17 protein-coding genes are annotated in these 19,787 nt (G+C 69.1%); 3 read left to right on the forward strand and 14 right to left on the reverse strand.

Annotated elements, in window-relative coordinates:
- Position 1: 1 nt before the first annotated feature.
- From BKA16_RS16480 to pheS, 7 genes are all read right to left on the reverse strand, one after another.
- Positions 2 to 1,189 carry an acetylornithine transaminase gene (locus tag BKA16_RS16480; protein ID WP_183371699.1) on the reverse strand — a complete coding sequence of 396 codons (1,188 nt, stop codon included), beginning with the start codon at positions 1,187 to 1,189 and terminating at the stop codon, positions 2 to 4.
- Positions 1,186 to 2,085, reverse strand: coding sequence for an acetylglutamate kinase (gene argB, locus BKA16_RS16485; RefSeq protein ID WP_183371700.1), 900 nt, complete (start codon positions 2,083 to 2,085; stop codon positions 1,186 to 1,188). The genes BKA16_RS16480 and argB overlap by 4 nt, the downstream gene beginning before the upstream one ends.
- The gene (gene argJ / locus BKA16_RS16490; protein ID WP_183373129.1) at positions 2,082 to 3,269 is read right to left on the reverse strand and encodes a bifunctional glutamate N-acetyltransferase/amino-acid acetyltransferase ArgJ; all 1,188 of its coding nucleotides are present in this window, start codon (positions 3,267 to 3,269) and stop codon (positions 2,082 to 2,084) included. The genes argB and argJ overlap by 4 nt, the downstream gene beginning before the upstream one ends.
- Positions 3,270 to 3,334: 65 nt before the next feature.
- Complete coding sequence (gene argC / locus BKA16_RS16495) at positions 3,335 to 4,372, reverse strand: N-acetyl-gamma-glutamyl-phosphate reductase (protein WP_183371701.1); 1,038 nt, start codon at positions 4,370 to 4,372, stop codon at positions 3,335 to 3,337.
- Positions 4,373 to 4,404: 32 nt separating this feature from the next.
- A complete protein-coding gene (locus BKA16_RS16500) occupies positions 4,405 to 5,697 on the reverse strand; it encodes a metallophosphoesterase (RefSeq protein ID WP_183371702.1) in 1,293 nt (430 codons plus the stop codon).
- Entirely contained in the window at positions 5,694 to 8,174 is a 2,481-nt protein-coding gene (gene pheT / locus BKA16_RS16505) for a phenylalanine--tRNA ligase subunit beta (protein ID WP_183371703.1), read from the reverse strand. The genes BKA16_RS16500 and pheT overlap by 4 nt, the downstream gene beginning before the upstream one ends.
- A 44-nt stretch (positions 8,175 to 8,218) precedes the next feature.
- Positions 8,219 to 9,292, reverse strand: coding sequence for a phenylalanine--tRNA ligase subunit alpha (gene pheS / locus BKA16_RS16510; protein ID WP_183371704.1), 1,074 nt, complete (start codon positions 9,290 to 9,292; stop codon positions 8,219 to 8,221).
- A gap of 229 nt (positions 9,293 to 9,521) precedes the next feature.
- Here pheS and BKA16_RS16515 point away from each other — a divergent pair, with 229 nt between their 5' ends.
- Complete coding sequence (locus BKA16_RS16515) at positions 9,522 to 11,858, forward strand: protein kinase domain-containing protein (protein ID WP_183371705.1); 2,337 nt, start codon at positions 9,522 to 9,524, stop codon at positions 11,856 to 11,858.
- Between the two features lie 4 nt (positions 11,859 to 11,862).
- Here the strand turns inward: BKA16_RS16515 and BKA16_RS16520 are convergent, their stop codons facing one another.
- The 4 genes from BKA16_RS16520 to infC all read right to left on the reverse strand — a co-directional run bounded on the left by BKA16_RS16520 (position 11,863) and on the right by infC (position 13,995).
- On the reverse strand, positions 11,863 to 12,678 hold the full coding sequence (locus BKA16_RS16520) for a TrmH family RNA methyltransferase (RefSeq protein ID WP_183371706.1): 816 nt from the start codon (positions 12,676 to 12,678) through the stop codon (positions 11,863 to 11,865).
- 52 nt (positions 12,679 to 12,730) lie between these two features.
- Positions 12,731 to 13,111: a 50S ribosomal protein L20 gene (gene rplT / locus BKA16_RS16525; RefSeq protein ID WP_183371707.1), complete on the reverse strand. Its 381-nt coding sequence runs from the start codon at positions 13,109 to 13,111 to the stop codon at positions 12,731 to 12,733.
- Positions 13,112 to 13,147: 36 nt separating this feature from the next.
- Positions 13,148 to 13,342: a 50S ribosomal protein L35 gene (gene rpmI / locus BKA16_RS16530; protein WP_008379957.1), complete on the reverse strand. Its 195-nt coding sequence runs from the start codon at positions 13,340 to 13,342 to the stop codon at positions 13,148 to 13,150.
- An 86-nt stretch (positions 13,343 to 13,428) separates the two neighbouring features.
- On the reverse strand, positions 13,429 to 13,995 hold the full coding sequence (gene infC, locus BKA16_RS16535; RefSeq protein ID WP_343067614.1) for a translation initiation factor IF-3: 567 nt from the start codon (positions 13,993 to 13,995) through the stop codon (positions 13,429 to 13,431).
- A 245-nt stretch (positions 13,996 to 14,240) separates the two neighbouring features.
- Here infC and BKA16_RS16540 point away from each other — a divergent pair, with 245 nt between their 5' ends.
- Both BKA16_RS16540 and BKA16_RS16545 read left to right on the forward strand, forming a co-directional pair.
- Complete coding sequence (locus BKA16_RS16540; RefSeq protein ID WP_183371708.1) at positions 14,241 to 14,642, forward strand: DUF1844 domain-containing protein; 402 nt, start codon at positions 14,241 to 14,243, stop codon at positions 14,640 to 14,642.
- Positions 14,643 to 14,661: 19 nt separating this feature from the next.
- Positions 14,662 to 14,958 (forward strand): hypothetical protein, encoded by a 297-nt coding sequence (locus BKA16_RS16545; RefSeq protein ID WP_183371709.1) that lies wholly within the window; start codon positions 14,662 to 14,664, stop codon positions 14,956 to 14,958.
- Between the two features lie 87 nt (positions 14,959 to 15,045).
- Here BKA16_RS16545 and BKA16_RS16550 read toward each other — a convergent pair whose 3' ends face one another.
- From BKA16_RS16550 to uvrA, 3 genes are read right to left on the reverse strand one after another with little or no spacing between them, the layout of a single operon-like run.
- Positions 15,046 to 15,999 carry an esterase/lipase family protein gene (locus BKA16_RS16550; RefSeq protein WP_183371710.1) on the reverse strand — a complete coding sequence of 318 codons (954 nt, stop codon included), beginning with the start codon at positions 15,997 to 15,999 and terminating at the stop codon, positions 15,046 to 15,048.
- 45 nt (positions 16,000 to 16,044) lie between these two features.
- Positions 16,045 to 16,767, reverse strand: coding sequence for a N5-glutamine methyltransferase family protein (locus BKA16_RS16555; RefSeq protein ID WP_343067480.1), 723 nt, complete (start codon positions 16,765 to 16,767; stop codon positions 16,045 to 16,047).
- 38 nt (positions 16,768 to 16,805) lie between these two features.
- Positions 16,806 to 19,679, reverse strand: coding sequence for an excinuclease ABC subunit UvrA (gene uvrA / locus BKA16_RS16560; protein ID WP_183371711.1), 2,874 nt, complete (start codon positions 19,677 to 19,679; stop codon positions 16,806 to 16,808).
- Positions 19,680 to 19,787: the final 108 nt, after the last annotated feature.

Consider the following 19,787-nt stretch of genomic DNA (forward strand, 5'->3'; position numbering starts at 1 on the left):
GTCAGCCTTTCGAATGCGCGGCAGCCGCTGCGTCGAGGATGCCGGGGAGGTCGGCGACAAAGTTACTCGCCTGCTCATCGGACAGGATCAGCGGCGGCGCCAGTCGGATCACACCCGCGGCCGGAACGTTGATGAGGTACCCCGCTTCCCGCGCCGCGAGATCGACCTGCTTGGCGACCGGCTCGGTCAGGACCACGCCCAGGAGCAGACCGTCACCGCGCACCCCGGCGACCAACGGATGGTCGAGGTTCTCGATGTCGGCGCTCAGCGTCTTGCCGAGCGAGTCGACGCGGGCGCACAGGTCGTGCTCGTCGATGTAGTCGAGCACGGCGAGGGCGGCCGCCGCACACGCCGGGTTGCCGCCGAACGTCGTGCCGTGGTGTCCGGGACCGAACAGCTCCGCGGCCGGTCCCGTCGCCAGGACCGCACCGATCGGCATGCCGCCGCCGAGGCCCTTGGCCAGGGTCATGACGTCCGGAACCACGCCTGCCCGCTGGTGGGCGAACATCGCCCCGGTCCGGGCGATGCCAGTCTGCACCTCGTCGAGGATGAGGAGCGCGCCGTGACGCGAGGTGATCTCCCGGGCGGCCGCCAGGTAGCCGGCCGGCGGCACGATGACGCCGTTCTCGCCCTGGATCGGTTCGAGGATCACCGCGGCGGTCTGCTCGGAGACGGCGGATTCGAGGGCCGCGACGTCGCCGTAGGGCACGAAGTCGACGCCGGCGGGCATCGGCTCGAACGCCTCTCGCTTGCCCGGCTGACCGGTCATCGCCAGCGCACCCATGGTGCGGCCGTGGAACCCGCCGTCGGCGGCGATGATCTGCGGTCGCCCGGTCAGTCGTGCGAGCTTGAACGCGGCCTCGTTCGCCTCGGTGCCCGAATTGCAGAAGAACGCGCGGCCGTCGTGACCGAACGCCGCGAGCAGCCGCTCCGCGAGTTCGACGACGGGCGGTGCGACGTACAGGTTCGACACGTGGCCGAGCGTCGACAGCTGCGTCGAGACGGCGTCGACGATCGCCGGGTTGGCGTGTCCGAGCGCATTGACGGCGATGCCCCCGAGCAGGTCGAGGTAGGCCTTGCCGTCGGCGTCGTACACGACGGCGCCGTCGCCGCGGACCAGCGCGACCGGCGGTGTGCCGTAGTTGTTCATCAGCGACGCCGACCAGCGCTGCTGCAGTGGTGCGGTCATACCCGCTCCCCTTCCGTTTCGTCGGCCTGCACCGTGGTGCCCGCGGTGGACGCGGTCAGCAGGGCGGCCAGGACTGCGTGCGGCTCACGGCCGTCGATCACATGCGCGGCGCCGACGCCGCCTCGGACGGCGTGCAGGCACGCCTCCATCTTCGGAACCATGCCGGCGTCGAGGCTCGGCAGCAGTTCGGCGACTTCGCTCGCGGTGATCGTCGACACGAGTGATCCGCGGTCGGGCCAGTCCGTGTACAGGCCCTCCACGTCGGTCAGCATCACGAGGTGCTCGGCGGCGAGGGCGTTCGCGACGGCACCCGCCGCGGTGTCGGCGTTGATGTTGTGCACGACGCCGTCGACGTCGGGAGCGATCGTGGAGATCACCGGGATGCGGCCGGCGGCGATGAGATCGTCGACGGCCGAGGTGTTGACGGTGCTGATGTCACCGACGAGTCCGATGTCGGTGGGCTCGCCGTCGACCATGACGCTGCGCCGAGCCGCGGTGAACAGGTGCGCGTCCTCACCGGTGATGCCGACCGCGTACGGCCCGTGTCGATTGATCAGGCCGACGAGTTCCCGGCCGACCTGGCCGAACAGGACCATGCGCGCCACATCCATCACCTCGGGGGTGGTGACGCGGAAGCCGCCGCGGAACTCGCCCTGGAGGCCGAGTCGTTTCAGCATGGCCGATATCTGCGGGCCGCCGCCGTGCACCACGACGGGGAAGATCCCGCACGCGCGCAGCAGCACCATGTCGGCGGCGAACGCCCTCTTGAGCTCGTCGTCGACCATCGCGTTGCCGCCGTACTTGATCACGACCCGGGTGCCGTGCAGCGCCTGCAGAGCGGGCAGCGATTCGGCGATGACCGACGCCTTCTCCAGCGGAGTCTGTGCATCGCTCATGAGGAGTACGCCGAGTTCTCTTCGACGTAGGCGTGCGAGAGGTCCGTGGTCCGCACCGTCGCCTCACCGTCGCCGAGTCCGAGGTCGGCGACGACGTGGATGCGGTCGCCGCTGAGGTCGACCTCGCGCGCGCCCGGGACGCCGGTGCCGTTCGCGCACACCGTGGAGCCGTTGAACGAGACCGAGATGACGTCCGGATCGATGAGCACCGAGGTGACGCCGAGCGCGGCGAGTACTCGGCCCCAGTTCGGATCGGACCCGAACAGCGCGGTCTTGACCAGGGAGTCGCGGGCGACCGTCCGGGCGACCTCGAGCGCGTCGGCGTCGGTCTTCGCACCGGTCACGGTGATCTCGACCCGTTTGGTGACGCCCTCGGCGTCGTTCTGCAACTGGGCGGCGAGATCGTCGCACACCGCGAAGACCGCGGCGTCGAGGTCGGTCTGGTCCACCCGTACGGCGCTGGCACCCGACGAGAGGAGGAGCACGGTGTCGTTGGTCGACATGGCGCCGTCGATGTCGAGCCGGTCGAAGGTGCGCGCGGTGGCGCGACGCAGCGCGGTGTCGAGCTGATCCGCCGTGGCCTCGGCGTCGGTGGTGAGCACGACGAGCATGGTCGCGAGCGACGGTGCCATCATGCCTGCGCCCTTGGCCATGCCGCCCACGTTCCACCCGCCCGGATGGTGTAGCGCGACCTGCTTGGGGATGGTGTCGGTGGTCATGATCGCGTGCGCGGCGTCGGTGCCGCCCTCGATGCCGCCGGCCATCTCGTGAACGATCTCGGTGACGCCGGCCAGGACCTTGTCCATCGGAAGGCGGTCGCCGATCAGCCCGGTGGAGCACACGGCGACCTCGCCCGCACCGGTCTCGGTGCCCCAGTTCGACAGCGCCTGAGCGACGGCTTCGGCGGTGGCGTGCGAGTCCTGGAATCCGCCCGGACCGGTGCACGCGTTGGCGCCGCCCGAATTGAGGATCACCGAGCGCAGCCGCCGCCCCTTGAGCACCTGCTGCGACCAGCGGACCGGCGCCGCCTTGACCTGGTTGCTCGTGAACACACCCGCGGCGGCGTACTCGGGGCCCTCGTTGAACACGAGGGCGAGGTCGGGTCTGCCGCTGACCTTGATGCCCGCGGCGAGCCCCGCGGCGCGGAAGCCGAGCGGCGCCGTGACGCCCTGGCGGCGGACCATCCGGCCGCCGGTGGCGGCGTCGTCGAACTCGGCGGGCTCGAGCGGGGACTGATGCTGAGGTTCGGTCACGGTGCCACTCCTACCACTGAGAGTCCTTCGGTCTCGCCGAATCCGACAGCGAGGTTCATCGACTGCACGGCCGCGCCGCCAGTCCCCTTGGTGAGGTTGTCGACGACGCCGACGGCGGTGAAGGTGCCGGTCTTCTCGTCAACGGCGATGCCGATGACGACGGCGTTCGAGCCGATCACCGACCCGGTCTCGGGGAATTCGCCCTCCGGCAGCACGTGCACGAACGGCTCGTCCGCGTACGCCTTCTCGTAGACCTCGCGCAGTTGCGCGGCGGTCGCCGATGTCCGTGCGGTGCACGTGGCCAGGATGCCGCGGCTGGTCGGCACGAGGACCGGGGTGAACGAGACGTCGACGGGCGCGTTCGCCGCGTTCGACAGCGCCTGCGTGATCTCCGGGGTGTGCCGGTGGACGCCGCCGACGCCGTAGGCCCTGACCGATCCGATGACCTCGGAGGCGAGCAGGTTCACCTTGGGCGACCGACCGGCGCCGGACGCACCCGACATGGCGACGACGGTGACCCGCGTGTCGACCAGACCGGACGCCAGCGCCGGGAACAGCGACAGGATCGAGACCGTCGGATAGCAGCCGGGAACCGCGACCCGCGTCGTCGACTCCAGCTCGTCCCGGTTGCCGGGCAACTCGGGCATGCCGTACGGCCAGGTGCCCGCATGCTCGCCGCCGTAGTAGTGCATCCATTCGGCGGCGTCTTCGAGTCGGAAGTCGGCGCCGCAGTCGACGATGACGGTCGACGGCGGCAGCGCGTCGGCGATCACCGCGGACTGGCCGTGCGGAAGTCCGAGGAACACCACGTCGTGTCCGGCGAGGACCTCGGCCGTGGTCTCCTGCAGGACGCGGTCGGCCAGCGGAATCAGATTCTTGTGGTGCTCGCCGAGTCGGCTGCCCGCGTTCCCGCCAGCGGTGAGTGCGCCGATCTCCAGTTCGCCCGTGGCCAGACGGGGGTGGCCGCAGAGGAGTCGAAGGATCTCTCCGCCCGCATACCCGCTCGCTCCCGCGACCGCTACCTTGATAGTCATGTCTATCATTATGCACTAGAGCGCAAATTAATTCACGTAACGGTGGGTGGGCGATTCAACCGGCCGTGCGTACACGTCCGCGGCGTCTCCTCACGCACCTCGTCGGACACGGCGCGCGGACCGTCGCTTGCGGCGTCGAGACCATGTCGCGCCCTGCGAACGACTACCCGGCTACGGACCGACCCCCCCCCCGGTCGCAGCGTGATCACGGTGATCTCCGGCGGAGCCAGAACGCGGACCGGCGGGCCCCACGCGCCGGTCCCGCGCGTGACGTACACGGGGACGCCGTCGACGTCGCCCCATCCCGCGGTGACCGGCTGCTGTAGACCGACGAGGTAGGTCAGCGGCCAGATCTGGCCGTCGTGCGTGTGACCGGAGAGCTGCAGGTCGGCACCGAACGCCGCGGCGTCCTCTGCTTGGATCGGCTGATGCGCCAGGAGGATCACCGGGTGCGACCGATCCCGTCCGCCGAGCGCGGCGGCGTAGTCGGGCTCGTGCGGGGCGGGAGCCGTCGCGTCGTAGACGCCTGCGAGGTCGACGACACCGTCGCCGCGACGCAGCTCCACCCGCTGATTGCGCAATGTCTGCACGCCGAGCGTCTCCCAGTAGTCGAGCCAGGCGCCGCCGTCGTCGACGTAGTACTCGTGATTGCCGCTGATGCCGAACACGCCGAGTGGGGCGCGCAGGTCTCGAAGCGGCTCGAGATCCCTGCCGACCTTCGCGACGGTACCGTCTGTGAGATCGCCGCCGAGCACGATGAGGTCCGGTCTCTGGGCCATCACCTCGTCGACCACCTTCCGGACGAACCCCTCACCGCGGGCGGGACCGACGTGGACGTCGGTGACCAGGGCGATCCGAACGCCGTCGAACGAGGGCGGCAGGTCCACGATCCGCGCATCGGTCTCGACGATGCGCGGGGTGGCCGCCTCGTACACGCCGTACCCGGTGGCCGCGAACGAGACGACGACCACCACCGCGGTGAGCGACGCCGTCACACGCTGCGCCAGACCGCCGCCCGAACGTCCGCGCAGTCGTCGGACGAGCCGGACCAGGAGCGACACCAGGCCGATCAGGACAGTGCCGATGATCAGGTACAGGATCACCGCCGCCCAGGTGTAGCCGACGAACCCGATCGGCCTCGCCCAGCCGGGCGCGAAGACGTCGCCGGTCCCGGATGCGACGACCGTCGCCGCGCCGAGGAGCACCAGGGCGACGTCGGCGGCGACCGCCCACCCGCCGCGGACACCGGGCGCGCGCACCAGCCTGCGGTGCAGGTAGAACGTGACGAGTGCGGCGACGACCGCGAAGATCAGGACGCGGATCACCGCAGTCGCGCACCCACCGCGCCGGCGGCCCGCTCGACGGCCGCGAGCTTGGCCGCGCTCGCGTCGTCCTCGGTCAGCGTGCGGTCGCTCGCACGGAACGTCAGGGCGAAGGTCAGCGACTTGTTCCCGGCACCGACCTGCTCGCCGGCGAACACGTCGAACAACGAGATCGACTCGAGCAGTTCCCCGGCGCCCTCGACGAGCGCGTCCTGCACGTCCTGCGCCGCGACGGTGTCGGCGACCACGACGTTGACGTCCTGCAGCACGGCCGGGAACGGCGACACCGTCGGCGACGGCAGGTTCTCGGTGAGCGGCAGCGCGTCGACGTCGATCTCGACGGCGCAGAGGCGAGCCGGCAATCCGGCCCGCTCGAGAACCGCCGGGTGCAGCTCGCCCGCGTGGCCGACGGTCACACCGTCCACCTCGAGTCGAGCGCAGCGGCCCGGATGCCACGGCGCCGTGTCGTCGGCGACCAGCGTCACCTCGACACCGGAGGCTGCGCCGATCGCTCGAGCGGCTTCGAACACGTCGTAAGCGTCGGCGGCGCGCCCCGGCCCCCACGGACCCGCCGGATCACGCAGGCCGGTCACCACGGCGGCCGCGTGCAACGGCTGCCGCGGCAACGACGCGTCGAGCGCGTCGAGCTCCTCCTGCGTCGGTCGCTCGGTCACGTCGAGCGCGTCGACGACGGGCCCCTGGTCGCCGCCGAGGACCACCTGGCCCACGGCGTAGAGAGCGAGGTCGCGACGCCCGCGTGCGATGTTCCGCGACGTCATCTCGAGCAGGCCCGGAAGCAGTGTGGTGTTCAGTTCCGGCCGATCGGATTCGAGCGGGTTCAACACCGACACCGTGCTGCGACGCGGATCGTCGTCGGCCAGACCCCACGTGTCGAAGACGCCCGCAGGCATGAACGGGTACGGCAGGACCTCGACGAAGCCGTCCGCGGCGAGCGTGACACCGATCGCGCGACGACGACGCTGCACCGCGGTCAACCCGCGACCGCCCGGCGCACGCGGCACCACCGCGGGGATGTCCTCCAACCCTTCCAGGCGCAGAACCTCTTCGACGAGGTCGGCGCGCTGGCGCAGGTCCGGGCGCCACGAGGGCGGCGTCACAGACAACATCTCGCCGGAGTCGTCGACGATGCAGCCCACCTCGCGCAGTCGCGCGGCCGTGGTGCCGTCCGGATACACGACGCCCGCGGTCGCGTCCGGCTGGTCGGCCGCGATCTCGATCGCGGCGACGGGGGCCGTCTCCGCACGCGCGTCAGCCAGGTCACCGGCCACGCGTCCGCCGGTCAGGGCGACGATCAGCGACGCGGCGCGGTCGGAGGCGACCGGAGTCAGTTCGGGGTCGACGAGGCGCTCGAAACGCTTCTGCGCCTCCGAGCTCAGCTTGTGCCGCTTGCCGGTGCGGAACACCCGGACCTGATCGAAGTTGGCCGACTCCAACAGGACGTTCGCCGTCTCGTCGCTCACCTCGGTCGACGCTCCGCCCATGACGCCGGCCAGGGCGATCGGTCCGGACTCGTCGGCGATCACCACGTCTTCGGGATCGAGGGTGCGCGTGACGCCGTCGAGCGTCACCAGGATCTCCCCCGCGCGCGCCGACCGAACGGTGATCGTGCCGGTGACCTTGTCGGCGTCGAACGCGTGCAACGGCTGACCGAGTTCGATCATCACGTAGTTGGTGACGTCGACGATCGCGGAGATGGGGCGGATGCCCGCCACCATGAGTCGTTTGACCATCCACCACGGCGTCGGCGCCATCGGGTCGACCCCGGTGATCACACGCGCGGTGTACCGGGTGGCGGCGCTGTCGGCGTCGATCGACACCGGCCACGGTGCGCTGTCGACCGTCGCGGCGAGCGGCTCGCCGCGCAGTCCCGGATCGACATACGGCACGGCGAACGCGCTCGCCAGTTCACGGCCGAGACCGCGCATCGAGAAGGCGTATCCGCGGTCCGGAGTCACGTTGACGTCGATCGCGGTGTCGTCCAGGCCGAGCGCCTCGCGTGCGTCGGCGCCCGGCTCAGCGGTACCCGGTGCGAGCACCAGGATGCCGGAGTGGTCGCCCCCGACACCGAGTTCGGAGACCGAGCAGATCATGCCGTCGGACGTCTTGCCGTACGTCTTGCGCGTGGCGATCTCGAACGGTCCGGGCAGCACGGTGCCCGGCAGTGCGACGACCACGAGATCGCCCACCGCGAAGTTCCGGGCTCCGCACACGATGTCGCGCGGAGCGTCCTCGCCGACCTCCACCTGGCAGAACCGGATCGGCTTCTTGAACTCGGTGAGCTCCTCGATCGCCGCGACGCGCCCGACGACGAGCGGTCCGGTGATCTCCGGGAACGGCTCGACGTCTTCGATCTCGAATCCGACGCGGACGAAGCCCGCGTCGATGTCGTCGGTGGACGCGGACCAGTCGGGGGCGCCTGCGCGCAGGACTTCGGTCAACCAGGACTGTGGGAGACGCACGGGTAACCAGCTTCTTTCGTGTGGTCGTGTCGGTCAGGCGGATGTCAGAAGGCGGGGCCGAACGGCGCGGTGAACCGCACGTCGCCCTCGACCATGTCGCGCATGTCGGGCAGATCGTTGCGGAACTGCAGGGTGCGTTCCAGACCCATGCCGAATGCGAAGCCGGTGTACTCGTCGGGATCGATTCCGCTGGCGCGCAGTACATTCGGGTTGACCATGCCGCAGCCTCCCCACTCCACCCAGCCGGCGCCGCCCTTCTTGCCGGGGAACCAGACGTCCACTTCCGCCGACGGCTCGGTGAACGGGAAGTACGAGGCCCGCATGCGCGTCGTGGTCTCCGGACCGAACAGGGCCTTGGCGAACGCCTCGAGGGTGCCGCGCAGGTTGGCCATGGTCAGCCCCTTGTCGACGGCCAGGCCCTCGATCTGATGGAAGACCGGCGTGTGCGTGGCGTCGAGTTCGTCGGTGCGGAACGTCCGTCCGGGGCATGCGACGTAGATCGGCACGTCGCGGCTGAGCATGGAGCGCACCTGCACCGGCGACGTGTGCGTGCGGAGCACCTGGCGCGATCCTTCGGGCGCGATGTAGAAGGTGTCCTGCATCGACCGCGCCGGGTGATCGGGCAGGAAGTTCAGCGCGTCGAAGTTGTGGTGTTCGGTCTCGACCTCGGGCCCCTCGGCGATCTCCCAGCCCATCGACACGAACACGTCGGCGACCTGCTCGGCGATCACCGTGATCGGATGACGGGCGCCGACCGGACGGCGCCCGGCGGGCAGCGTCACGTCGATCGTCTCGGCGACGAGGACGGCGGCGTCTCGCTCGGCGACGAGGACCTCGGTCCGCGCGTCGAGGGCGGCCGCGACGCGGCCACGCACCTGGTTGACGAGCTTGCCGCCCGCCGACCGCTGATCCTTCGGGATCGACCCGAGCGCGCGGCGCGCCAGCGCGATCGGCGACCGGTCGCCGATGTGGGCGATCTTGGCCTGCGCCAACTCGTCGAGGCCGCTCGCGGCGTCGAACGCGGCGAGCGCGTCGACGACCGCGGCCTCGAGCTGCGCTTCGGACGGGAACTCGTTCGCCGAGTCGGGGACTTCGTTGGGGTTCTGCGCGTCGGCCACCTGGCTCGCTTCTCCTAAGACCTGCGGGCTGAAAGTACTTCCCCAGGGTAATCGACCTGGTGCGACGCACCGTCGCCAGCCCGGCGCTCACGACACGCGTCGTCCACCGGAAGTCCACGAGGCAGGCAGCGGTCGCCCGTCCCGGACGGGTTCGCGCGGTTGAACGACGCGACGCAAACCGCGCATTAGGCTTGATCCGATCGCAGTCGCCGTCCGAGAGGATCCCGTCATGTCTGCCCAGCCCGGATCGGTCATCGCCGGATACCGAGTGGTCTCACTACTCGGCTCCGGCGGCATGGGCGACGTCTACGTCGTCGAGAACACGCAGCTTCAACGCAACGAGGCGATGAAGGTGATCTCGGTGGCCGGAGCCTCGAACCCGGACTTCCAGCAGCGCTTCGCCAACGAAGCACGCACCGCGGCGTCGCTCGACCATCCGAGCATCATCACCGTCCACGGGTACGGCGTCGCCGACCAGGACGGCGGTCTGCCCTGGTTCACCATGAGCTACCTCGACGGGCCCGACATGGCCTCCACCCGACTCACGCCCGTCGAGACCGTCCAGGCCGTCTCGCAGGTGGCCGAGGGACTCGACTACGCCCACCACCGTGGCATCGTCCACCGCGACATCAAACCCGCCAACATCGTCATCACCCGCGACAACGACGGCGCTCTGGCCCGCGCCGTGATCCTCGACTTCGGCATCGCGAAACTCGCCGACTCTCCGCAACTCACCGCCATGAACTCCGTCGTCGGGACCATGGCGTACACCGCACCCGAGATCATCTCCGGACAGTCGGCCACCGGACGATCCGATCAGTACTCACTCGCCTGCGCCACGTATCAGGTCCTGACCGGTCACGCACCGTTCGAAGCGGACACCGCGACGGCGCTGATGATGGCCCACGTCCAGAAGCCGCCGCCTCCCCTCGGACAGGCACGGCCGGACCTGGCGCCTCTGGGACCGGTCCTGGCGCGTGCGATGGCCAAGGATCCCGCCGCGCGCTACCCCGACTGCCGCGCCTTCGCCGCCGAGCTCAGACGAGCGTTCGCCCAGACCGCGGCCGGAACCTCGACCACCGTCGCACCGACGCCCGCCCCGCCGCAGCACTTCACGCCTGCACCGGGGCCCGCGCCGTCGAACCCGGGCTTCACACCCGTGCCCGTCGCACAGCAGTATCCCCCGCAGACGCCGGCACCGATGTCCGGACCGGGCGGCACACCGTATCCGGGGGTCGTGTCGCAACCCGCATACGCGTCCAATCCGCAGCAGCCGGGATTCGGCCCCGGCGGCCCGGGCGTGCCGCCGAGCGGACCGTGGGCGCCGGGCGGCGTGCCCGGGCCGCCGCCGCGCCGATCCAGGCGAGGGCTGTTCATCGCCCTGGCGATCGCCGCGGTCGCGGTCATCGCCGTCGGCGGCACCGCGCCGCTGTGGTGGCCGTCCTCGTCCGACGAGGCGCCGGCGAAGTCGTATTACCAGACGATCGCGATGTCGTTCGGCTCCGTCTGCTCGGTCCACGACGACGACCTGTACTGCTGGGGCGACAATTCGAGCGGTCAGCTCGGCGACGGGACCACCACGTCGCGGAATGCTCCGACGAAGGTCGGTGCGCTCACCGGTGTGACCGCGGTCGCGCTGGGCACCTACAAGACCGAGGGCGACGACTACGTGACCACGACCTGTGCGGCCGTCGACGGCTCGGCGTATTGCTGGGGTGCGAACCACTACGGTCAGATCGGCGACGGCTCCACCGACGACAAGACGGCGCCGGTGAAGGTCGGCGACCTCGAGGGAGTCACCGCGGTGGCCGTGAGCATGGGTTCGTCGTGTGCGATCGCCGACGCCGAACTGTACTGCTGGGGCAACGGCGAGTTCGGCCAGTTGGGCACCGGGGACACCTCCGAACGTGTGACCCGCCCCGCCAAGATCCCCGGGCTGCACGACGTGACCCAGGTGTCGGCCGCCAACGGCACCGTGTGCGCCGTCGCCGACAAGGACGTCTACTGCTGGGGCGACAACCGCGACGGCCAGATCGGCGACGGCAGCACAGCGGTGCGCAACACCCCCGTCAAGGTGAACGGTCTGGGCGAGGTCACCTCGCTCGCCGTCGGCGCCTCGTCGTACACCGACAGTGACGACAAGCTGACCCTGAACTACTACACATGCGCGGTGTCCGACGGCGACACCTACTGCTGGGGCAGCCAGCCGTCGGGTTCGGAGACGGTCCAGACCCCGCGCCAGGTGTCCGGTCTCTCCGACGTCAAACAGGTCGCGGTCGACGTCGCGACCTTCTGTGCGGTCGACGGCGACGACAAGGTCCAGTGCTGGGGCAACAACAAGTTCGGCCAGGTCGGGAACGGTTCCTCGGATGAGAACACAGCGGTCGGTTCGCCGACCACGGTCGCGGCGCTCAGCGACGTCCGGTACGTCGCCACCGGCACCAGTCTCACCTGTGCTCGGACGGGCGACGACGTCTACTGCTGGGGTCTGAACTCCTCGGGACAGCTGGGAAGCCCGCAGGCTCCCAGCGACAAGAGCACCGCACCGGTCAAGGTCGCCTTCTGAGCCGTCAACGGTTGCGTACGCGGGAGCTCGCGTACAGGCAGATCGCGCTTGCGGCGGCGAGATTGAGGCTTTCCGCTCGCCCGCGGATCGGGATGGACAACCGGTGGTCGGCATCGGCGAGGACCTGCTCGGACAATCCGTGCGCCTCGTTGCCGAACAGCCACGCATGCGGCAGGGCGAGAGCCTCATCGGCGTCGTCGAGCAGCAACTCGCCGTCCATGGCCGTCGCGATGACTCCGATTCCCGCCGACCGGACGCGCTTCAGAGCAGCATCGACATCGCTCTCGCGCACCAGCGGGACGTGGAAGACGCTTCCGGCGGATGCGCGCACGCACTTCGCGTTGTGCGGGTCCACGGCGTCGCCGAGCAGGATCACGGCATCGGCCCCCATCGCATCGGCGCAGCGGGTCAGCGTGCCGACATTGCCCGGCTCGCGCGGCTCCACCGCCACCACCAGAAATCCCGGCGACGTCGCGAGCACCTCGTCGAGTGTGGTCGTCACGAGTTCGCATACGGCGAAGACTCCCGGCGGCGTCGTGGTCTCGGACAGCTTCGACGCGGCACGCTCGGTGACCCGGAACACCGGCAGGCGGACCTCGATCGCCCGTGCGACGAGGTCGGCGTGACGTTCGGTGTCGGTGTCGCGCACCAGCAACGCGCTCGCCCGCCCGGTGGCCAGCGCCGCGTCGACCGAGTTGAATCCCTCGGCCAGGAACCGGTTCTCGGCGCGGCGGACGGACGCTCGATGAAGTTTCGCCAACGAGACGACCCGCGACGAACGTTCGGTGAGAACGTCCGTCGCGGGTCGATTGTCGATCATGCCTCGCTCCGCGCTGCGGGCGAAGTCATATCACGCGTCAATTCGGAACCGGTCAGGCTGCCGGGGCGTTGACGTCGGCCGGCAGCGCGGCGCGAGCGACCTCGACGAGGCCGGTGAAGGCCGCCGGGTCGGTGATCGCGATGTCCGAGAGGACCTTGCGGTCGACCTCGACACCCGCGAGCTTCAGCCCCTGGATGAGGCGGTTGTAGGTGATGTCGTTCGCGCGCGCCGCGGCGTTGATGCGAGTGATCCACAGCTTGCGGAAGTCGCCCTTGCGCTGGCGGCGGTCACGGTACGCGTAGGTCATCGAGTGGAGCTGCTGCTCCTTGGCCTTGCGGTACAGGCGCGACCGCTGGCCGCGGTAGCCCTTCGATGCCTCGAGCGTGGAGCGGCGCTTCTTCTGGGCGTTGACGGCCCTTTTCACACGTGCCATTAGTCAGTAGTCCTTATACGTCGTTTCAGGGGAAGATCAGCGGTTGAGCAGGCGCTTGATGCGCGGCGCGTCGTTCTCGCTCACGACCTCGGTGCCGCTCATGCGACGGGTCACGCGGGACGACTTGTGCTCGAGGAGGTGGCGCTTGCCCGCCTTCTCACGGACGATCTTGCCGCTGCCGGTCACCTTGAAACGCTTCGCGGTGCCCTTGTGGGTCTTGCTCTTCGGCATGGTTTTCCTTCATTCGGGCGAACTCCACCCGCACCGGCGCACCGGTGCTGGTCGGAGTCCGCGAGTGCGGAGTTCTTGCTGTGGTCCTATTCGGGCGCCTGCTGGGCCTTGGCCCGAGTCTTCGCGCCCTTGTGAGGGGCCAGGACCATGGTCATGTTGCGGCCGTCCTGCTTCGCCGAGGTCTCGACGAAGCCGTACTCTGCGACATCGTTGCCGAGCCGCTGAAGCAGACGGAATCCCAGTTCCGGACGTGACTGCTCACGTCCGCGGAACATGATCGTGACCTTCACCTTGGATCCCGCTTCGAGGAATCGGACGACGTGACCCTTCTTGGTCTCGTAGTCGTGGTCGTCGATCTTCGGGCGGAGCTTCTGCTCCTTGATGACGGTCATCTGCTGGTTACGGCGCGACTCGCGCTTCTTCTGCGCCGCCTCGTACTTGAACTTGCCGTAGTCCATGATCTTGCACACCGGCGGTCGCGCGTCGGGCGCGACCTCGACCAGGTCCAGATCGGCTTCGTAAGCCAGGCGGAGCGCATCTTCAACACGCACGATGCCCACCTGCTCTCCCCCGGGTCCGACGAGACGAACCTCGGGAACGCGGATGCGCTCGTTGATGCGGGTTTCAGTGCTGATGTGGCCTCCTCGATAAATGTGTACTCACGTGGCCGGCCAGAAGAACTGGCAGCTCGAGGAGATCGAGACCGACGAACACCGTCGCGCGCAGGGCCTCAGCGGCGAACTCGTGCTCGCTGCTACGCCCCGTCGTCTCGCGACGGTGTGACCGGAACCGGACAACTGCCTTCCCCTGCGGGACCTGCGTCGTACGGTGGGACTCGACGTTCCTCTTGCTACCCCGGAGTCACCCGGAGCGGTCATGCTGTGAAAGTCTAACAGGCGTGAGCGCTAACTCCTATTCGACCGGCAGTCCCTCCCCCGACGACTCGCATGCGCACGTCGCACCGGGAGGTTCCACAGACGAGAACGTCCGCGAACTCGCCACCATTCCCGCCGTCGAGGTGACCACCCGTGCCGTGGTGATGCTGATGAGTGCGGCGGCCGAGAAGATCGGCCCCGAGGCCGGCGGCGAGGAGGAGCACAAGGACCTGCCCGAGGCCCGCGCCCTGATCCACGCGCTGGCCGGGCTGGTGACCGCGGCGTCGGCCGACCTCGGTCTGCACCGCAAGCCGATTCTGGACGGGCTCAAGGCCCTCCAGCTCGCGTTCCGCGAGGCCTCGGCCTATCCGGACGAGCCCGGCGAGAGCCCCGGTGAGAAGTTCACCGGCCCGGTGAAGGCCTGAGCGGACTACCCTGGACGCCATGACCTCCGCCAGCGACGACCTGCCGCCCATCGACGCCGAGATCGTGCCGTCGCCCGACGTCACGCCGACCGTGGCGGCCCCGTCGATCGAAGACGTCACCGGCTACACCGAGAGCGGCGTACCGACCTTCGACTTCGTGCGCGACAAGATCGAACACCGTACGGCCACCGCCGACGGGGGCCAGGTGCTGGCGGAGACGGGCACGGCGGCTGCCGAACTCGACGAGGCGATGGCCAAGCGGGACGAGGCGGCCAAGTCGAAGCTCGACGAGATCCGCAGGTCGATGGGCCTCTAGAACAGAGAGCCTCGTTTCGCCCAGCACTTCGGCACTCGCGACGACCGTGGAAGTCGTAGCGAGTGCCGAAGTCCATTCAGCGTCGCCTCACGCCCCGGTGAACGGCGGAACCGCGATGCATGGCACCGGCCGGGGGTGCGTCGGATCGAGCGCGTTGAGGACCAGCGCGGCACTGCGCCGGTTGGCGACGATCGACATGTGGTCGGAATGGTCCTTCGCGCAGCCGTCCTGGACGGTGATGTTGCGGACGTCGGTACCCGCAGGCCCGGCGAGGATGCCGGAGCTGTACGGCGTGACGATCGTGTCGTGCTCGGTGACGATGTTCGTGTAGTGCACGCCCGGCAGATACGGCGTCGGGAGTCGCACCGCACGGTTGAAGTCGAGGTCGGCCGGTGCAGGCGTGCATTCCGGGCAGTCGGACTCGTCGGGCGCCTGTGCACCGAGCAGGTCGCGGAACCAGGCGATCCGACCGCCGATGGAGTCGTCGGCGTCGGGACCCTGCTTCCAGTACGGAGCCAGGGAGATGTAGGCGTTCACATGGCGCGCCCCACCGAGGTACTTCATCCAGTACGTCGGATGTTCGGTGCCCTGCGAGTGGCCGATCACGTCGAGCTTCTCCGATCCCGTCGCCGCGAGGACACGGTCGGCGAAGCGTTTCACCTCCCACGAGCTGTCGACCTTGGGACCGAGTCCGCCGATCGCCGACGCCGGCCACGGCTTGCCGAGCGCACCGTAGGTCGGTGCGAACACGCAGTAGCCCTCACGGACCAGGACGGCGGCCAATGTGGCCCAGTTCGTCTGGCGGCCCCCGCCGGTCCCGTGGACGAGCATGACCGGTCGCGGATGCTCGGCGGGCGGCGCACAGTCGAAGTCGTTCGTGCCGGGCAACGAGCCTCCGGGATTCGCGAGCTCGGCCCGGATGCCGTCCATGAAGTCGTAGGTGATCGGCGTCGCAGTCGCCGGAGCTGTGACGAGACCGGTGAGGCACAGAGCCGCCGCGGCCGCGACGGCGGCGATCTTCGATGTCAGCGAACGTCTCATATCAGTCACGGTAGTCCACGACCGCCCTCCCGCACGCCGATCCGGTCATGCACTCGTGGCGGCGACCAGAACGGCGGTCTGGCCGTCGTCGCCGAGGACGACGCTCGGGGAGAATCCGACGCCCTCGGCGATCCGCGCCGCGGCGTCGGCCTGACTCCGATGCATCTCCAGGGCGACGGCCCCGTTCGGCGCCACGACGTCCACCGCCTCGACCAACAGACGACGGATCACATCGAGTCCGTCCCATCCACCGAACAGGGCGTGCGGTCGCTCATGCTCGACGGCCTCCGCCGGGAGGAGACCGGCCTGGTCGTCGGGCACGTACGGGGCGACCGCGGCGATCACCGCGACGCTCCGCCGCATCCGGATCGGCACCGCGTCGAGAAGCTCCCCGCGGCATACGGCGGCGCCCACCACATTGCGCCGAGCGTGTTCGAGCACCGCGGCGTCGGAGTCGGTCAGAACGATCCACACCTCGGGACGACGATCCGCGATCACCGCGCCGATCGGGGCGACTCCGCAGCACGCCTCGACGAACACACCCCGACGCCCGGCGACGAGGTCGGTCGCGACATCGGCCAGCAGGAGCGACCGTTGTCGGGGCACGAACTCTCCGGGTCCGACTCGCAGATCCAATCCGGCGAACTCGACACGGCCGACGATGTGCTCGAGCGGCTCGCCGCCGGTCCGCCGTCGCACCCACGCGGCGAGCTGGGCGGCATCCGACGCCCACCGACGGAGGACGCGCGCCTCGTCGTCCGCGAACACACAGCCCGCGGACCTCAGCTCGGCGACGAGGGCGTCGATCAGCCGGCCTCCTCCACGGCGGGCAGGAGTTCGGCGATGAATCCACCGGTGTGCGAATCAGGAACGGCCGCAACCGCTTCCGGTGTGCCCTGTGCGACGACGGTGCCACCGCCACTGCCGCCCTCGGGTCCCATGTCGATGATCCAGTCGGCCGTTTTGATGACGTCGAGGTTGTGCTCGATGACGATCACGGTGTTGCCCTTGTCGACGAGCCCGTTGATCACCAGCAGCAGCTTGCGGATGTCCTCGAAGTGAAGACCTGTGGTCGGCTCGTCGAGGATGTAGACGGTGCGCCCGGTCGATCGCTTCTGCAGTTCGGCGGCCAACTTGACTCGCTGCGCCTCACCGCCGGACAGGGTCGGGGCCGGCTGTCCGAGCCGGACGTAGCCGAGCCCGACGTCGACCAGGGTCTTGAGGTACCGGTGGATGGAGGTGACCGGCTCGAAGAACTCGGCGGCCTCCTCGATCGGCATGTCGAGCACCTCGGCGATGGTCTTGCCCTTGTAGTGCACTTCGAGCGTCTCGCGGTTGTAGCGGGCGCCATGACACACCTCGCACGGGACGTACACGTCGGGCAGGAAGTTCATCTCGATCTTGATGGTGCCCTCGCCCATGCACGCCTCGCAGCGTCCGCCCTTGACGTTGAACGAGAAGCGTCCCGGCTGATAGCCGCGCACCTTGGCCTCCGTGGTGGCGGCGAACAGGGTGCGGATCTTGTCGAACACGCCCGTGTACGTGGCTGGGTTCGATCGCGGCGTGCGGCCGATCGGCGACTGGTCCACCTGCACCAGTTTGTCGAGGTGTTCGAGGCCCTTGATCCGCGTGTGGTGACCGGGCACCTGGCGGGCGCCGTTGAGCTTGTTCGCCAGAACTGTCGCCAGGATGTCGTTGACCAGCGTCGACTTACCCGACCCGGAGACGCCGGTCACCGCGGTGAGCACACCGAGGGGAAACGAGACGTCGATGCCGCGCAGATTGTTCTCCCGCGCTCCGACGACCGTGACCTGCCGTTTCTTGTCGACGGGACGGCGGATCGCAGGCACCTCGAGGCTCTCGCGCCCGGACAGGTAGGCGCCTGTCAACGAGGTCTCGCTGGCGAGCAGCCCGGCGTAGTCGCCGCTGTGCACCACCCGGCCGCCGTGCTCGCCGGCACGCGGTCCGATGTCGACGATCCAGTCGGCGGCCCGGATGGTGTCCTCGTCGTGTTCGACGACGATCAGCGTGTTGCCCAGGTCCCGCAGGCGCACGAGCGTGTCGATGAGTCGGCGGTTGTCTCGCTGGTGCAGACCGATCGACGGCTCGTCGAGCACGTACAGGACGCCGGCCAGACCCGCGCCGATCTGGGTCGCCAGCCGGATGCGCTGCGCCTCGCCGCCCGACAGCGAGCCCGCGGCGCGCGAGAGCGACAGGTACTCGAGTCCGACGTCGAGCAGGAATCGGATGCGCGCCTGGACCTCTTTGAGGACCCGACCGGCGATCGCCGCCTCACGCTCGCCGAGGGCGAGGCCGTCGAGGTATTCGGCGCACTCGGCCACCGACAACGACGTGACATCGGCGATCGACTTGGTTCCGTGGGTCGGATTGTCGAGCGTCACCGCGAGGATCTCCGGACGCAGTCTGGTGCCGCTGCACGCCGGGCACGGCACATCGCGCATGTACCCCTCGTAGCGGTCCTTCATCTGTTCGGACTCGGTGGCGTCGGCGCGACGCGACAGGAACGCCATGACGCCTTCGAACTCGGTGTAGTACGAGCGGACGCGTCCGTACCGATTCTTGAAGCGGACGTGGACCTGGTGGTCCGAGCCGTTGAGCAACGCGTTACGTGCCTTGCGCGGCAACTCGTTCCAGGGAGTGTCGACGTCGAAGCCCATCTGGTCGCCGAGTCCCTCCATCAGACGGAGGAAGTACGCGGCGTTGTGCCCGCTCGACCACGGTGCGATGGCGCCGTCACGCAGTGTGCTGTCCGAGTCGGGGACGACGAGCGATTCGTCGACCTCCTTCTGGACACCGAGACCGTCGCATGACGGGCAGGCGCCGTACGGCGAGTTGAACGAGAACGCGCGCGGCTCGAGATCGTCGATCGCGATCGGATGCGCGTTCGGGCAGGCCATCTTCTCGGAGAAGCGTCGTTCGCGCTCCGCGTCGTCCTCGTCGAGGTCGACGAAGTCGAGGACCACGATCCCGTCGGCCAGCCGCAGCGCGGTCTCGATCGAGTCGGTGAGTCGCTGCTTGGCCGACGGCTTCACGACGAGGCGGTCGACCACGACGTCGATGTCGTGCTTCTCCTGCTTCTTGAGCTTCGGCGGATCGGACAGCTGGTGGACGACGCCGTCGATGCGCGCGCGGGCGAAGCCCTGCACCTGGAGTTCGGCGAACAGGTCGACGAACTCGCCTTTTCGTGTGCGCACGACGGGCGCGAGAACCTGGAATCGCGTGCCCTCGTCCATCGCGAGGATCTGGTCGACGATCTGCTGCGGTGTCTGCCGTTCGATCCGCTCCCCGCACACCGGACAGTGCGCCGTGCCCGCGCGTGCGTAGAGCAGGCGCAGGTAATCGTAGACCTCGGTGATCGTGCCGACCGTCGACCGCGGATTGCGGTTGGTCGACTTCTGGTCGATCGACACCGCGGGCGACAGGCCCTCGATGAAGTCGACATCCGGTTTGTCCATCTGACCGAGGAACTGCCGCGCGTACGCCGACAGCGATTCCACATACCGCCGTTGGCCCTCGGCGAAGATCGTGTCGAAGGCCAACGACGACTTGCCCGACCCCGACAGGCCGGTGAACACGATCAGCGAGTCTCGAGGCAGGTCGACGTCGACACCACGCAGATTGTGCTCGCGCGCGCCACGGACGATGAGCCGATCAACCACTACTCTTCCTCACATCTGACATCTGTTTCCCCCAGGTCGACAGAGTACGCGGACCCTCCGACAATTCTCGGCGAGCGTCGCCCCGGAGCCGCCCCGCAGTGTCGGACC

The sequence above is a fragment of the Gordonia humi genome (genome assembly GCF_014197435.1).
Lineage (GTDB): Bacteria > Actinomycetota > Actinomycetes > Mycobacteriales > Mycobacteriaceae > Gordonia > Gordonia humi.